Raw genomic sequence first — 15,770 nt, 5'->3', positions numbered from 1 at the left:
GATCTGGGCCGTACTGAACCGGAATGAGCCATACAAAGTGAGGTCCGTTTAAACACACCGGCGTAAACACAGGAGTTTGCAAGACCAATGAAGTGATGGAACTTTGTCAGCCCTAAAACCAAGACGCCCCGTGCTTTGTCCTGAACGCTTGCTGTTCGAGTTGCGGAATGGGACTTGGTTGGTGGAAACCATCAGGGCCAGCGGCCATGTGCGTCGCGCGAATAGGCCGAACACAAGACTGCTTCTGACAAATCCAAATCATCAAATAGGACTTGCAAAAAGGGAGCCATCCACACAGGACAAAGCGGACTTGTGCACGTACAACTATTGCTGACGCAGCATTCGTTTGCTGTTGCAGCGATGCCGCATTTGGCGGTGCAGTATTTTTCACTAAAGCAGTCGTTCATACCGGTCAACAGCGCTGGATCTCAAGCTGACCCCTTGTCCCACGCCGCAAGTCACTGTCAGGTATTCCATGCATCAGGCTTCGCACGGTAGGGAGATACGGCTTGGCCAGCGGCAGGTTCCCGAATTTGCTGACTGTGACACCCTTTTGCGCCTCGATGCCGCAATCGGAGCTTAATCGCGCAACGATGGGCGAATGCACTTAACAAGATCTGGCAAGCAAATTGTTTGTTCGCTCTTCCGGCAGGATTGAAACCAAAGCGGCATATGAGCGATCAGAAGGCCGCGAGCGAATGCTCCAACCCTTTTTCGATATGCACCTTAAGCGTGTCCGCGGCCGTATCAATGTCTCGGGCGAGTGCTGCCTCGAAGACTTTCCTATGCTCTTCGACGGCTTCCTCGCCACGATGGGTCAGAACCAACATCTGGTACCTGAGGTATTTGTCATAAAGAACGGCGTGCAGTGACAATAGGTTCTGAGACCCGCAGGCCTCGATCAGCGCTTGATGGAATTCCCAATCGTACCGCTTCCAGTCCTCGACCTTGCTGTCGTCACCCTTCAGCATCCCCTGCTCCATCAGGTGCAGTTTGTGGTGCGCCGCGACAAGGTTGCCTTCCCAGTCGGTGTCGCCGTTTCGGATCGACAGGCGCAGGGCATGGCATTCGAGAAGGACGCGCAGGTTTGCGATCTCGATCAGGTCTTCGCGCGATACCTGTGTGACAAAGAACCCGCGTTGATCCAATGCATCCACGAACCCTTCGCTGGCCAGCCTGTTCAGCGTTTCGCGCAGGGTTGACATGCTCGCGTGATAGCGTTCGCGCAAGCCATCCAGTTTCAGCTTAGAACCGGGCTGTAGGTCGCCATAGATAATGTCACGTTTGATGCGCTGATATGTGGAGGCGCCAACGATATTGCGAGATTGTGTCATGGATCTTTCATCGGGTAACCGGAGCTTCTTCTGACAATCTAGAGGCTTAGGCTTCGCACATCAATCTTTGCTTTCGTATGATGACATTAAAAATATCAGATGTTATTGCAAATTCGTGTGACCTTGTTAGGTTGCGTCGGCACGCATAGCCCGATTCAGAAAGCCAAAAAGATGCCAGATCCGACCAGAATTGCAGTTGTAGGCTTTGGCCTGATCGGGCGGCGCCACGCCGAGGTGATACGGCGCGCACCTGACCTGTCGCTTGCGGCAATCGTGGAGCCGTCCGAGGACGGCTTGCGCGCCGCACGGGCTCAGGGGCTTGCGGCGTTCAAAACGCTTGACGAGATGTTGGAGGCTACGGTACCGGACGGCGTTGTACTGGCCACGCCAACGCCGCTACATCTGGAGCAAGGGCTTGCCTGCGTCGCTGCCGGGTGCCCGGTGTTGATTGAAAAGCCCATAACCGTGACCTCTGAAGATGCGCGCACACTTACGGATGCGGCAGATGCTGCGGAGGTTCCGTTGCTGGTGGGCCACCATCGCCGCCATAACGGGATGGTCAAAGCGGCAAAGGCAGCACTTGCGCAAGGGCAGATCGGCGACATTCGCGCAGTGCAGGCCACCTGCTGGTTCTACAAGCCAGACCACTACTTCGAAGCGGCCCCATGGCGTACCCAAAAAGGCGCGGGTCCGATTTCGGTCAATCTTGTGCATGATGTTGACCTGCTCCGGCATTTCTGCGGGGACGTGGACACAGTTCAGGCGATCGCGGTGACGTCGCATCGGGGCTTCGAGAATGAAGATTTGGCGACGGCGGTTCTGCGCTTCAAATCGGGGGCGATTGCCACGATCTCGGTGTCTGACAGCATCGTCGCGCCTTGGAGTTGGGAGCTGACCGCGCGGGAGAATCCCGCCTATCCTGCGACCTCCGAGAGTTGCTATCTGATAGGCGGATCGCAGGGCGGCATGTCTTTGCCGGACCTGCGGGTCTGGCACCATGATGCCGCGCCAGATTGGTGGACTCCAATCTCCGCGCGCAATCTCACCTGCCAGATGGACGACCCGCTCGCCGTTCAGATTGCGCATTTCGCAGATGTCATCGCAGGCCGCGAAGCGCCTTTGGTGTCTGGGCTTGAGGGCCTCAAGTCGCTCGAGGTGGTCGAGGCTGTCGCGCTGTCGTCCGAGACTGGGCGGGAGATAAAAATCGACGGCGAGCAGCGCCAGACACCGGCTCCGCGAAAAACTGCGTAAATCAATAATGTCAGATGTTTTGCAAAATATATTGTAGTTTAGGAAAAATCGGTGATATGAGTCCCCAACGCTTTTGAGGCGTTTGATTTAGGGAGGAACACCATGTTCACATTTACTCGCCGTGCTGCGATTGCGTCTGTCGCAGCGCTTGGCCTCGCCGCCGCAGCAATGCCTGCCGCCGCGGATGGCCACAAAACAACCTTCTCGATGGCGACATCGGGGTCTGAAACCGATGCGCGTTCTGAGGCGCTGGCAAAGGTGTTCGCGCCGATGGTGGCGGAATTCGCTGACTATCAGCCCGGCTACAACGGTACGCTCTTCGCCCAAGGGACAGAGCTTGAAGCCATTGCAGGCGGTAACCTCACGATGTCAATCGCTTCGGCACAGGAGCTTGCACAGTTCTTCCCTGAGTTCTCGATTTTCGCGACAGGCTACGTGCACCAGGACGCGGCACATCAGGTGCGCGTGTTCAACGACCCACTGATGGACCCCTTTAAGGCCAAGGTCGAAGAAGAGCTAGGCGTCAAGCTGTTGTCAGTCATGTATCTGGGACGCCGCCATGTGAACCTGCGCCAGACCCGCGAAGAATTGGACGTGCAGACACCTGCCGATCTGGCAGGCGTAAACCTGCGGATGCCCGGCACCGACGCATGGCAGTTCCTGGGCAAAGCACTGGGTGCAGCACCCACGCCGCTTGCCTTCTCTGAAGTCTACACCGCGCTGTCGTCTGGTGCGATTGACGGTCAGGATAACCCACTGCCGACAGTTGTTGACAAGAAGTTCTACGAAGTGACCAAGCAGATCGCGCTGACGTCTCACCTCGTTGACCTGAACTACATCGCGTTCTCGGCCGAGACCTGGAATAGCCTGGATGCCGCGCAACAGCTGACAGTGCAACGCGCAGCCGACGCCGCCGCATCTTGGGGCCGCCTCAAGCAGCTTGAGAAAGAGAACAACCTCGCTGACTTCATCCGCAGCAACGGTGTCGAGATTTACACACCGGATTTGGCCGCGTTCCGTGAACACGTGCAGGGTCAATACGTTGGCTCCGAGGCTGCCGCGTCATGGCCCGAAGGTCTCTTGGACAAAATCAACGCTCTCGGAAACTAAAACCGGGCACCTAAACCAAGCACTCATACCGCGGGAGAATTAAGATGAAGACACTTCAAAAATGGTTCACCCGCGGCGCAGAATTTATCGCCGCCATGGCGTTGGCGGCGATTTTCATTACCTTCCTTCTGGGAATTGTATTTCGCTACACACCCTTTCTGGAGCCGATCGGCTGGTCCGTGGTCCTGATCTCACTTCTCTGGGTGTGGCTCATTTTCTTTGGCGCCTCGTTCATCGTGCGCGAAACCGATCACGTGAATTTCGACGTCATCTACCTTGCCGTCCCACGCCCGGCGCGCAAAGTGCTGGCCCTGCTGACGGCTGTTCTGATGGTCGTCGCGATGGTTTTTTCTTTCCCGGCCGTCTACGAGACGGTCTTTGACAACCGCCTGATGGAGCTTAAGAAAATTCAGACGCTCCGTGTGCCCTTCACGGGCGACAAGATTGCCCAGAAATGGCTGTTTGCGCCGTTCGTGATGATGATGGTCGTTGTCACGCTTCGCTATCTCTGGCGCATCTACACAGTGTTCAAATACGGCCCGCCCGCAACCGAGCTGGAGGCCATCGCCTCCGTCGATGACGCCAAAGGGGAGGCGTTCAGATGAGTATGGAACTTCTTTTTGGGATGATTGCCCTGTTTGGCATGGCATCCATCGGCACCCCGGTTGCCTATTCGATCCTCGTGGGATGCATTGTTTATCTGGGTGTTGCGGGCCAAGACGTTGCCATTGCCGGCATTACGATGGTGCAGCGCCTGTTCGACGGCTTCCTGCTGCTTGCCGTGCCGCTGTTCATTGCCTCTGCCAATATCATGAACGCGGGCTCAATTTCCGACAGGCTCTTGCAGTTCTGCATCGCACTTGTAGGTCGCTTTCGTGGCGGCATGGGGCACGTCAACGTGGTGGCCAGCCTGATTTTCTCTGGCATGTCCGGGTCCGCTGTTGCGGATGCTGCGGGCATAGGCAAAATCATCATCGATATGATGGTCAAAAGCGGGCGCTACACGCGTGGCTACGCCGCTGCGATCACAGCAGCGACAGCCACCATCGGCCCGATCATCCCGCCTTCCATTCCGATGGTGCTTTATGCGCTCGTCTCCAACGCCTCGATTGGTGATCTGTTTCTTGCAGGTATCGTGCCGGGCCTTGTGATGGGCGTTGTTCTCATGGGGATGAACACCATGATTTCGCATCGACGTGGATTTGGTCAGGAGGAGGCTGTGCCGTTGCGCGATATCCCCGGTCTTACGGTGCGCGCCACGCCTGCGCTTCTGATGCCGGTTATCTTGCTCGGCTGCATTTATTCGGGTGTTACGACCCCGACAGAGGCCGCCGCCATCGCAGCGCTCTATGCGTTGATGGTTGCAGCGGGACTTTACCGCGCCATCAAAATCAAGACGCTCTATGAAATTTTTGTCGAAAGCGCCCGCGCGGCTGCGTCTGTGGGTCTTGTGATCGGAGCGTCGATGATCCTGACATACATCGTCATTCAGGAGAACGTTCCGCAGTCAATCTCGGCCATGTTTGCGGGTGCCGACATCAGCCCGCTGATGTTCATCCTGCTGGTCAACTTGTTGGTCCTGCTGCTTGGCTGCATTCTGGACGCGACGGTCATCATTCTTGTCATCATCCCGCTGTTCATTCCGACCTGCCGCGAGTTGGGCATCGATCTGGTGCATTTCGGCGTGCTGATCGTGGTCAATTCGATGCTTGGGTTGATCACACCGCCTTATGGCATCTTGCTGTTCGTGATCAACGCGGTGACAGGCATTCCGCTCAAGGAAATCATCTCCGAGATTTGGGCCTTTTTGGCTGTCCTGTTGGCTGCGCTGTTGTTCATGATCCTTGTGCCCGACGTGGTGCTTTGGCTGCCAAGACTGTTCGGCTATCAGGGATGACCCATCTAAGCATTGCCACCACCTCGGTTCCCGGCGACTTGCTGCAGAAGCTCGACACTATGGCGGCGGCGGGGTTTTCAGGTGTTGAATTGCATGAGCCGGATCTGACAAGCTTTTCTGGCTCGGCCAAGGACGTCGCCGAACACGCGAGCAAACTGGGACTGACCATAGACGTCTTCCAGCCGTTTCATGACTTCGAAGGGCTGACAGGTGCAGAGCGGCAAGCCGCCTTTGCCAGACTGGACCAAAAACTGGCCTTGATGCGCGATCTGGAGGCCAAGACGTTGCTGGTCGGCACGACCACGCGCAAAGACGCGTCGGGCGTGCCGGTCGGGGTCGTAGCGGATTTCAAAGAGCTGGCAGAGCGGGTCGGCAAGGCCGGGTGTCGCGCCGCCCTGATCGCCTTGCCCTGGGCTAGCCAAATCAGACGTGAGCTGGATGCGTTCGCCGTTGTTGAGGCTGTGGACAGCCCGCATTTCGGATTGGCGGTGAACTCCTTTTTCTCGCTGGCCGACGGATCCAAGGCCGCGCGGCTGCGCGACATCCCCGGTGACCGTATTTTTCACGTGCAGATGTCGGACGCTCCGGCGCTGGACTTCGATATCTCGCATCTAAAAAGCCACTTCGGCGTGTTGCCGGGGCAAGGTGGGCTGAACCTTGCAAGCCTTGTGCGCGTTCTGGCGCGCGCAGGATACGCCGGTCCGTGGTCGCTGGCCCGCGTCAGCGCCACGGCCGCCGACAGCCGCGACACCTATGCCCGCGATGGCTACCGCGCGCTGGTTTCCTTGCTCGACGACGTTGCGAGGTCCGAACCCAAGGTGGCCCAGCCGCTGCCCGACTTGCCCGGACGGGTCCACGCCACGGGGTTCGAGTTTATCGAATTTGCCGTTGACGCCCCCGCCAAGACAACCCTAACCAGCGTCCTGTCGGCATTGTCTTTCCGCAAAGAGCGCAACCACCGGTCCAAGGCGGTAGAACTTTGGCGCCAAGGTGCCGTCAATATCGTCATCAATTCCGAGGCCAAAGGCTTTGCCGCCGAAGCCCGCAAAGGGCACGGCCCCGGCGTCTGCGACATGGGCCTTCGCGTCGCCGACGCAGGCCAGACCGTCAAACGCGCGCTCATGCTGGGCGCGCCTGCCTTTTCCCAGCCAGTCGGCTCGGGCGAGCTAGACATTCCCGCCATCAAAGGCGTCGGCGGGTCGGTTGTGCATTTTATTGATGAAAAGTCTGACCTGCACCGGGTCTGGGACATCGAATTTGACCCCACACCAAAAGCATGCGCGCCCCAACCTGCCGGGCTGCGCCGTATCGACCATGTGGCGCAGACGATGCGCTATCAGGACATGCAAAGCTGGCTCACGTACTATTTGTCCACGTTCCAGATGGAGAAAGCGGACATGGTCGATGTCGTCGATCCCTCAGGTCTGATCCTCAGCCAGGCTCTGTCCAGCCCGGAAGGCGAAGTGCGGCTCAACCTGAATGGTGCGGGGGGGCAAGCCACCTTTGCGGGCACTTTTCTGAGCAAAGGCGATGGCGCGGGCGTGCAGCACATCGCACTTGCCAGCGACGACATCTTTGAGACTTCTGAACAGTTACAATCCACAGGGTTCGAGCGGCTGACCATCGCAGCAAATTACTACGACGACCTTCAAACGCGCTTTGGCCTTGAGGATGAAATGATCAACGCCCTCCGCGCCGGAAACATCCTTTATGATCGCGACGGGCGCGGCGCGTATTTCCAGATTTACAGCGCCTCGTTCTGGGGCGGGTTCTTCTTTGAAATCGTCGAACGGCGCGGCGGCTATGACGGCTACGGCGCACGTAATGCGCCGATCCGGTTGGCCGCCCAAATGCAACATACAAAACAGGCGGAATTTGCATGAGCAATGATGCAGACAATGTGCGCCATTGGTGGCGGACCTCCATTATCGACATGGCACCGGGACGGATCGCGTTTCGCGGGCATCCCATTCAGGACCTGATCGGCAACGTCTCTTTTGGCCAGATGATCTGGTTGATGACCAAAGGCGATATGCCGACGCGTGAGCAGGCCACGCTGCTCGAATGTGCGCTTGTCGCCGGGGTGGATCATGGGCCACAAGCCCCCTCCATCGCCGCTGCGCGCATGGCGGCCACCTGCGGCGTCGGGCTGAACAACGTGATGGCTACGGGTGTAAACATGCTGGGCGATGTGCACGGCGGCGCGGGCGAACAATGTGCGAACCTATATCTGGATATCGCGGACCGGATGGAGCGCGGTGTTGATCTGGCAACTGCAACGCGGGACGGTGTTGGCGCATGGCGCGAGGTCCATGGCAAGATCGTCTCGGGCTTTGGCCACAGGTTCCACAAACCCGTTGACCCCCGCGCGCCGCGTTTGATGGCGCTGGTTCGTTCGGCGGCGCAGTTTGGCACGGTGATTGGCCGCTTCGCCGATATCGGAGAGGCCGTACAGGCCGAAATCGGGGCCGCACGCGGCACGCCGATTGCGATGAATATCGATGGTGCCACTGCGGTTATCTTTTGCGAACTCGGCTTTCCGCCGCCGCTGTCGCGCGGGCTGTTCTGTTTGTCACGATCTGTTGGCGTCTTGGCGCATGGCTGGGAGCAGATGCAGCAAGGCGGGCGGAACAAAGGGCCAATGCCGCCAAAGTATCTGCCGGAATATGAGCCCGGCGGGTTTGATGTGTAGCTAAAAATGATGATTTACAAAACATCAGATATTTTGTATAACGTAAGAAATTAAAGACTCACTTTGATGCGTGGTGGCTATGTCGACCGACCAAAATCATCAAGACGATCCACTCTATTCGCTGGCGCATCTGACGTTGATCAACTGCACCCCTGCTGAGCTGGTCTATGTCGCCGCCCGCGCTGGCTACGACGCGGTCAGCCCGCGGTTCATCCCCATGAACGTGCCGGGTGAGTTCACGCATTCGCCATTGGATCCCGCGCAGGTGCAGGCGACAAAAACGGCATTGGATACAACTGGCCTCAAGGTTCTGGATATCGAGCTGGCGCGTATCACCGATGATTGCGACCCGCGCGAGTTTGAAGCCGCACTTGAGCTAGGGGGCGAGCTAGGCGCACGCCATATGATAATGTCGGCCTGGACGACACGCCGCGATGATCGCAATTTTCTGCTCGATGTCTATGCAGAGACCTGCGATTTGGCTGCGCCTTACGGGCTAACCATTGATCTGGAGTTCCCATCGTTTTCGCGTCTGCGCACGTTGGATGAGGTTCTGGATATCGTGCGCGCGGCTGATCGTCTGAACGGTGGTGTGCTGGTCGATACGCTTTATTTGCACCTCAGTCGGGTTGATCTGGGGGAATTGCTGCATGTGCCGCCTGAATTGCTGCACTTTCTGCATATCTCGGATTGCCTGCCCGGCATCGCCGATACCCGCGAAGGCATGATTCAGCTGGCGCGTGATGCGCGTCTTTATCCGGGCGAAGGCTGGATTGATTTCGCAGGCATCATCGAGCGCTGCCCGCCGATGAACTACTCCGTCGAGTTGCCCAACCAGAGCCGCGTGGCTGAGCTTGGCTATGAAGAACATGCCCGTCGTTGTTTGACTCATGCCAAGGCAACCTTTGGCGCGGCCCGCTCCAAACGCCGCGAGGCGCGCCCGCTGGCCGCATAATCTCACATCCCAACACTTGAAAAGGACGCCTGATATGGCACGAGACCTCACTGAAGACGAACGCAATCAGGCGCACGACATGCTGGCCCGCGCCCGCGCTGCGGCAGCCCAGATCGAAGACTGGAGCCAAGAGCAGCTTGACCGGCTGAGCCAAGCCATCGCGTGGTACGCAGGCAACGAAGCGACATTCACGCGGCTTGCAGAACAAGGCGTCGATGAAAGCGGTATCGGCGATCGCGCGGGTCGCCCTGCCAAACGGTTCAAAATTCAGATGGTTTTGCGCGACGTTCTTCGTACACCCTCCACAGGCATCGTTGAAAAAGACAGCGCGCGCGGTTTGGTGAAATACGCCAAACCTGTCGGCGTCATCGCCTCCCTAATTCCGATGACCAATCCCGCGATGACCCCTCCTGTGACTGGCGTGTCATCAGCCAATGCCCGCAATGCGGTGATCTTTTCGCCGCATCCGCGCACCGCGCAGACGACCTTTGAGATGACAGAAGTCATGCGCGCCGCCTGCCGGGCTGTTGGTGCGCCTGAAGACCTGTTTCAGGCTGTCCGCCACCCGTCCATTCCCCTGACGCAATACCTGATGCAGATCTGCGACCTGACGTTGGCAACTGGCGGCAAGCCGATGGTGCAGGCCGCCTACAGCTCGGGCAAACCAGCCTACGGTGTCGGCGCGGGCAACTCCTCCATTGTCATTGACGAGACTGCGGATATTGACATCGCGGCGCAGAATACGCGGATTTCCAAGACCTCGGACTTCGGGTCGGGGTGTTCAGCGGATGGCAACATCATCATCCAACGCTCGATCTATGACAAAATGGTCGCCGCACTTGAGGCCGAAGGTGGCTATCTGTGCAGCGCCGAGGAAAAAGCGCTGCTGGAAAAGGCGATGTGGGACGAAAAGGGCAACCGTACCTTCCCCACAATCGCGTGCAAACCACAGCAAACGGCGGACGTGGCCGGGTTCACGATTCCGGAGGATCGCAAATTCCTGATGGTCAAAAACCAGGGTCAGATCGGGCCAGAGCACAAGTTCTCAAAGGAAAAGCTGACCACGCTGATGGCGCTTTATCACTTCGAGACGTTTGATGATGCGCTCGAAACCGTGGCGGCGATTTATAACACCGGCGGCAAAGGGCATTCCTGCGGCATCTATTCCCACATTGACGAGAACATCGACCGTCTGGCGCGTCTCGCACCCGTCAGCCGCATGATGGTGCGCCAGCCGCAATCTAAAGCCAATGCAGGCTCGTGGACCAACGGGATGCCGATGACGTCCAGTCTGGGGTGCGGCGTTTGGGGCGGCAACATCACCAACGAGAATGTCACCATGAAACACATGATGAACTACACTTGGGTGGCGCGCCCCATTCCCGAAGATCGCCCTTCCGAGGAAGAATTATTCGGTGAGTTTTACGGTCAGGAGGTCGCGTGATGGATGGCAGCAAGCTGGACGGCAAGACCGTCGCGGAACACATCGTCGACTTTCTGGAACGGCGCGACATTGAACACGTGTTTGGTCTCTGCGGACACACCAACATTGCCGTATTGGCTGCGCTCGCGGAAAGCCCGATCGATTTCATCACCGTGCGCCACGAGCAGATCGCAAGCCACGCCGCCGATGCCTATGCCCGCGTTCAGGGCCGCGCGTCAGTGGTGCTGTCACACCTGTCTCCCGGGTTGACGAATTGCGCCACCGGCGTCGCCAACGCAGCACTTGATTGCATCCCGATGGTGGTGATCGCAGGCGACATCCCGACGCATTACTACGGCAAGCACCCGCATCAAGAGGTCAACTTGCACGCCGATGCGGCCCAGTGGGAAATCTACCGTCCTTTCGTGAAACGCGCCTGGCGCGTGGACCGGGCTGACCTGATGGCGGACATTCTGGAAAAGGCGTTTCATCTGGCTGAGAGCGGTCAACCCGGCCCGGTGCTGGTCAACGTACCAATGGACATCTTTTCCGAGGTGATTCCGTCCGACACCTTTGAGCGTGTGGCCAAGAACACGCGCGCCTTAAAGAAACCTTCGATAGATGACGACACCGCGCGCGAGATCGTCGAAGCACTTGCAGCCTCCAAAAATCCGGTGGCCTATGTTGGCGGGGGCATCCTTCTGGCGCAGGCCAGCGAAGAGCTGCGCGCATTTGTCGATCACATGGGGCTTCCCGTGGCCCACAGCCTGATGGGCAAGGGCGCGTTGAGTGACGATCATCCGCTTGTGATGGGCATGACCGGCTTCTGGGGGACGACGCTCGTCAATCAAACCTGCCTGGACGCGGACACGATCTTTGCCGTGGGTACGCGTTTCAAAGAAGCGGATTGTTCCAGCTGGTATCCGGGCTACACGTTCAACATCGGGGCCAAGGGCAACGATGCACGGGTCATCCATATCGACATCGAACCACAGGAAATCGGCCGCAATTACCCGACTGAGATCGGCGTTGTGGCCGACGCCAAAGCCGCCTTGCGCGTCCTGACGCGGGTCGCGCGCGAGATGTATCTTGACGGCTTTGCGCGCACTGAGAAGAAAGCCGAAATAGCCACCTTCCGTGAAGCGTTCAAAGCGTCAAACCACGAGATGCAAACTTCTAGCGCCTTTCCCATGATGCCCGAGCGCATTCTAGCGGATGCCCGCAAGGCCCTGCCAGAAGATGCTATCATCACCACCGATGTGGGATGGAACAAGAACGGCGTGGGCCAGCAGTTTGACATCCTGACGCCGGGTTCGATCCTGACGCCGGGCGGATTCGCGACCATGGGCTTTGGCCCTCCCGGTGCGATCGGCGCAAAGCTGGCCGCGCCTGAGCGCGTAGTCATCAGCCTCGTTGGAGACGGCGGCTTTGGCCAGAACCCCTCGATGCTAGCCACAGCCGTCGAGTTGGATTTAGGTATCGTCTGGCTGGTGATGAACAACAACGCTTTCGGCACCATTGCGGGCCTGCAAAAGGCGCATTACGGGCTGACCTACGGCACGACCTTCCCCGGCAGCGCCGAGGCCCCCACCAACGGCCCCGGCTACGCCGAAATCGCGCGGGGCTATGGCGCGGAAGGCGTGCGGATATCCTCCGCCGACGAACTGCTTCCGGCCCTGAAGGCGGCCATCGCCAGCGGCAAGCCCACGGTTCTGGATGTGCCGATGATCAACAACCCGACGCCCACGACCGGGCATTGGAATATTCTGGATATCTATTCGCCAGACAAGGACGTGAGCCACGTCTCGACCTGATCTAACAGATTGATCTGACACGGACGCCGCACCTCGGTGCGGCGTCCGCTTGCCGGTCCTGTCTTATCCGGGCATTGTCAGAGGAAATCGGCTTGAGCCGGGCAGGGCGGATTTGTAGCGTTCAGGCATGACCAAACCTGATCCATTCCGCTACTTTAAAACGAGCCGTGAGATAATCCGCCTGGCAGTGATGCTGTACGTGCGGTTTCCATTATCGCTCCGCAATGTGGAAGATCTGCTGCATGAGCGCGGCATCGATGTGAGCCATGAAGCCGTCAGATATTGGTGGCATCGGTTCGGTCCGATGTTCGCGTCCGAGATCAGAAAACGGCGGATTGCGGGCATGAAATCCAGCAAGTGGCGCTGGCATCTGGATGAGGTGTTCGTGAAAATCAACGGCGAGCGGCATTATCTATGGCGGGCAGTCGATCATGAGGGCGAATGTAGGTTCGCCCATAGTTGGAGGTTTTGCGCATAATTTTACATGATTTGCCCAAAGCCTGACATATTATTCAACCAAAGAGGGAATTTGAGATTCGGAGGAGATTGGTCTCACGTTCTTGGAGGGTAAGAATTCGCAAGAATAAAGAATCAGGCCGCCTCAACTGTGTTCAAAACTCTCACGATCTCGATGATTTGTTTCGCCTGGTCTTTCGGAAAGACCCCAATAATGCCCTTGCTATCAATATCGGTATACGGGCTTTCGTAGAAATTCTTGGGATCCACCAAGCCAGTTTCTGTAAGCGCATCGATGATCCGGTCGAGAAATTCAAGCTGATCAGCGGATAGCTGGACTTACCTGGTAAAGGCGCTGAACGCGCCCTTGGCGGCAGCGCGATCTAGGTTGTTTGCTGGAAAGCTATCGACAGAGACAGGGGTGAGCAAGCTGCTTGTCGTTCATCTTCTTCATCAGGTTTATGTGTATCGTTCACTTGGGCCTCGTCTAAAAACTAGGAGGCTCGGTTCAATCGAACCGTCAGATCAAACAGCACTTTTGGAAATCAAAACCGAAGTGCACCTGTCCAGCCTCTTCAAAGGAATATTGTTCTGAAATCAGAACTGTATTCGAAGGCTGCTTATGGTGAACGAAGGTGTCATGCCTGGAACATTAGGAGAACAATCCCGGGGCATTAAGGTCGAACTTAATTGCGCGCCAACTGGGCACAACATCCGCGGTCAGCCCAATGAGGACATCATGGGAAAAGGTGGATCTAGCCAGACCGGACATTCGGGCACCATTATTCGAATGGCTGAGTCGCGGACAGACCTGACATTTGGTCAGTAAAACAAAATGTCTGCTTTTTGAGGCTTGGCCGCATGGCGCGAATGCCACGATGTTTCCCAAATTCGGTCACAATTGGCGGCTATGTGTCTAAATTGTGTCAGGACGGAGCAGAGAGCATATCATGAAACTCATAGAAGACCCCACAATCACAGATTCTTATGCAAAGTGGGCCGCTTGGTCTCCACGACCCCAAAAACAACCGGTGAAACTGGCTAACATTGTTTCTGCCATCGTATTTGCAACGTCTGCTGTGCATCTTGTAAGTTTTCCGATTGCCTGAAAACAAATGCACTTGCAAAAAGGACAGGGTACTCGCTTTGACTGCCTGTTTGACTAAATCAAAGCACTATGCAGAGCTTTGGCCGGGGTTCGGGAACGATCAGTTGAGCTTTGATTGCCGTTCGCCAGACTCAATATGAACGTGGAATAAGGGCTCGGAGCCGCCATTCGCTGCGCCCTGCGCCAATGACTACTTTGCGGACTATGGCTTAAACACAATAACAAAGAACACCTGCCCGAGAGATCATGGGCGGGTTCAGCGTCCTTCGGGACAGTGGCGGATTAAGCCTGCCTGAAGCGGTAGAGGTGGAACTATCCCAACCTCGCGAATGACATTCAGGCAGATCAGCTCGCAGACGCCATCATCAAGCGGAAAACCCGACTTCGGAGAGAACCACGACCCCGGACGACCAGTAACACAGGTCCTTGACCTCAACGCAAACAGAGAACCGCTTCGAATTCTGAGCCGACATTCCCGGGTAGAAATAGATCGACATAGTGACGTGTATTCTGCCGCAGTGTGGCAATCCTTTTTCACGCAGGCAGGTTACAGACAAATTTGGAGTTTTGTCTGTAGCCAACCAGACTCCTGAGTATTTTGGGGTCGATTTACTGTGTCAGGCGATCTTTTGTAGCCAGAAGCTCATGGAGAATCGCGACCATCGCCCACGTGTCGCGCGTGCAGTACGCAACAAGATCAGCATAGACCTTCTCGCGTGCTGGATCGTCCGGGTTGCCACTAAACACCTGTCGCCTGTCAGCGCTTCGCTGTAAGCGTGATCCCCTAATCGACTTAGAGGATTTCATGAAGGTGACAAACGGAACGAATACCAAGGGCATAGTTCTGATGTTGCTTTCGATGGCTACATTCGCAGTGGCTGACACATTAATCAAAGTTGCCGGCTCTTTCCTATCACCTGCGCAAATCATGTTCTTTCTCATCACTGGCGGGTTGATATTGTTTTCCATGATCGCCGTATTTCAGGGGGAGACCCTAAAGGACCCCAGAGCCGTCACTCCGGTGTTGTTACTGCGATATTGCGCCGAGATGACCGGTTTGGTCGGAATGGTCATGGCGTTAACCTATGCGCCGCTTTCAACAGTCGGCGCAGTAACACAGGCATCCCCCATTATGGTCGCTGTAGGTGCAGTACTATTCTTAAAGGAAACTGTCAGCTGGCGCCGTTGGAGTTCAATTACATTGGGTTTTCTGGGGGTCGTTCTTGTCATTCAACCCGGTGCTGAAAGTTTGAACTTCGCGGTTGCTTGGGCGGTACTGGCGCTGGTTGCTTTTTCTGTTCGCGACCTTGTGACCCGACTAACTCCACCTGACATTTCGTCGGCGAGTCTTGCAACTTACACCATGGTCGCCGCCCTTCCTTTCACAATTTCATGGGTGCTTTTTAGCGGAGAAAGCTTTTTCCCTGCACTGATCAATTGGGTCGTTGTGATATTCATGGTCCTGCTTGGCTCGGTGGCGTACCTCTTACTCATTTCGTCTCTGCGTATGGGCGAACTGTCGGCCGTTATGCCATTCAGATACTCCCGGATCATATTTCTTCTTGTTTTGGGTGTTTTGGTCTTTGACGAACGTCCGAACGTTTCAATGCTAATCGGTGCAACATTGATCATCGTCTCTGGTGTTTACATAATGTGGCGCGAACACACCCTAAAACAGCGTCTTAAACAGGAGAAGGTCGATGCCTGAGACACGAGCGCTCGCTTGGAGA

12 protein-coding genes and 2 pseudogenes are annotated in these 15,770 nt (G+C 56.8%); 11 read left to right on the top strand and 3 right to left on the bottom strand.

All coding sequences use genetic code 11. The features are described from left to right. Positions 1-680: 680 nt before the first annotated feature. A complete protein-coding gene (locus DHN60_RS14595; RefSeq protein ID WP_108838045.1) occupies positions 681-1,334 on the bottom strand; it encodes a GntR family transcriptional regulator in 654 nt (217 codons plus the stop codon). Positions 1,335-1,505: 171 nt separating this feature from the next. Between DHN60_RS14595 and DHN60_RS14590 the strand changes: the two genes are divergently transcribed. The 10 genes and pseudogenes from DHN60_RS14590 to DHN60_RS14545 form a co-directional block, all read left to right on the top strand. Then, on the top strand, positions 1,506-2,585 hold the full coding sequence (locus DHN60_RS14590) for a Gfo/Idh/MocA family protein (protein WP_108838069.1): 1,080 nt from the start codon (positions 1,506-1,508) through the stop codon (positions 2,583-2,585). A 102-nt stretch (positions 2,586-2,687) separates the two neighbouring features. Beyond that, positions 2,688-3,695, top strand: a complete 1,008-nt coding sequence (dctP, locus tag DHN60_RS14585; RefSeq protein ID WP_108838044.1) for a TRAP transporter substrate-binding protein DctP — start codon at positions 2,688-2,690, stop codon at positions 3,693-3,695. A gap of 44 nt (positions 3,696-3,739) precedes the next feature. Continuing rightward, positions 3,740-4,300, top strand: coding sequence for a TRAP transporter small permease (locus DHN60_RS14580; protein WP_108838043.1), 561 nt, complete (start codon positions 3,740-3,742; stop codon positions 4,298-4,300). After that, on the top strand, positions 4,297-5,592 hold the full coding sequence (locus tag DHN60_RS14575) for a TRAP transporter large permease (protein ID WP_108838042.1): 1,296 nt from the start codon (positions 4,297-4,299) through the stop codon (positions 5,590-5,592). Before DHN60_RS14580 ends, DHN60_RS14575 begins: the two co-directional genes overlap by 4 nt. After that, positions 5,589-7,475 (top strand): bifunctional sugar phosphate isomerase/epimerase/4-hydroxyphenylpyruvate dioxygenase family protein, encoded by a 1,887-nt coding sequence (locus DHN60_RS14570; protein ID WP_108838041.1) that lies wholly within the window; start codon positions 5,589-5,591, stop codon positions 7,473-7,475. Before DHN60_RS14575 ends, DHN60_RS14570 begins: the two co-directional genes overlap by 4 nt. Next, positions 7,472-8,284, top strand: coding sequence for a citryl-CoA lyase (locus tag DHN60_RS14565; RefSeq protein ID WP_108838040.1), 813 nt, complete (start codon positions 7,472-7,474; stop codon positions 8,282-8,284). Before DHN60_RS14570 ends, DHN60_RS14565 begins: the two co-directional genes overlap by 4 nt. Before the next feature lie 79 nt (positions 8,285-8,363). After that, positions 8,364-9,239, top strand: a complete 876-nt coding sequence (locus tag DHN60_RS14560) for a sugar phosphate isomerase/epimerase (RefSeq protein ID WP_108838039.1) — start codon at positions 8,364-8,366, stop codon at positions 9,237-9,239. A 34-nt stretch (positions 9,240-9,273) separates the two neighbouring features. After that, positions 9,274-10,683: an aldehyde dehydrogenase family protein gene (locus tag DHN60_RS14555; RefSeq protein WP_108838038.1), complete on the top strand. Its 1,410-nt coding sequence runs from the start codon at positions 9,274-9,276 to the stop codon at positions 10,681-10,683. Continuing rightward, positions 10,683-12,476, top strand: a complete 1,794-nt coding sequence (locus DHN60_RS14550) for a thiamine pyrophosphate-binding protein (RefSeq protein WP_108838037.1) — start codon at positions 10,683-10,685, stop codon at positions 12,474-12,476. The genes DHN60_RS14555 and DHN60_RS14550 overlap by 1 nt, the downstream gene beginning before the upstream one ends. A gap of 127 nt (positions 12,477-12,603) precedes the next feature. Beyond that, positions 12,604-12,918: pseudogene (locus tag DHN60_RS14545) on the top strand (transposase); the annotation flags it as partial. Positions 12,919-13,067: 149 nt separating this feature from the next. Here the strand turns inward: DHN60_RS14545 and DHN60_RS22525 are convergent. After that, positions 13,068-13,253: pseudogene (locus tag DHN60_RS22525) on the bottom strand (type I restriction-modification enzyme R subunit C-terminal domain-containing protein); the annotation flags it as partial. Positions 13,254-14,405: 1,152 nt separating this feature from the next. After that, on the bottom strand, positions 14,406-14,537 hold the full coding sequence (locus DHN60_RS22845; RefSeq protein ID WP_255415572.1) for a hypothetical protein: 132 nt from the start codon (positions 14,535-14,537) through the stop codon (positions 14,406-14,408). 308 nt (positions 14,538-14,845) lie between these two features. On the opposite strand from DHN60_RS22845, the gene DHN60_RS14530 reads away from it, so the two are divergent. Beyond that, a complete protein-coding gene (locus DHN60_RS14530; protein ID WP_108838035.1) occupies positions 14,846-15,748 on the top strand; it encodes a DMT family transporter in 903 nt (300 codons plus the stop codon). The last annotated feature ends 22 nt before the right edge of the window (positions 15,749-15,770 follow it).

The organism is Tateyamaria sp. Alg231-49 (genome assembly GCF_900143535.1).
GTDB lineage: Bacteria > Pseudomonadota > Alphaproteobacteria > Rhodobacterales > Rhodobacteraceae > Tateyamaria.
Note: the sequence above shows the minus strand (reverse complement) of the source record. Positions and strands in the feature narration are given on the sequence as shown.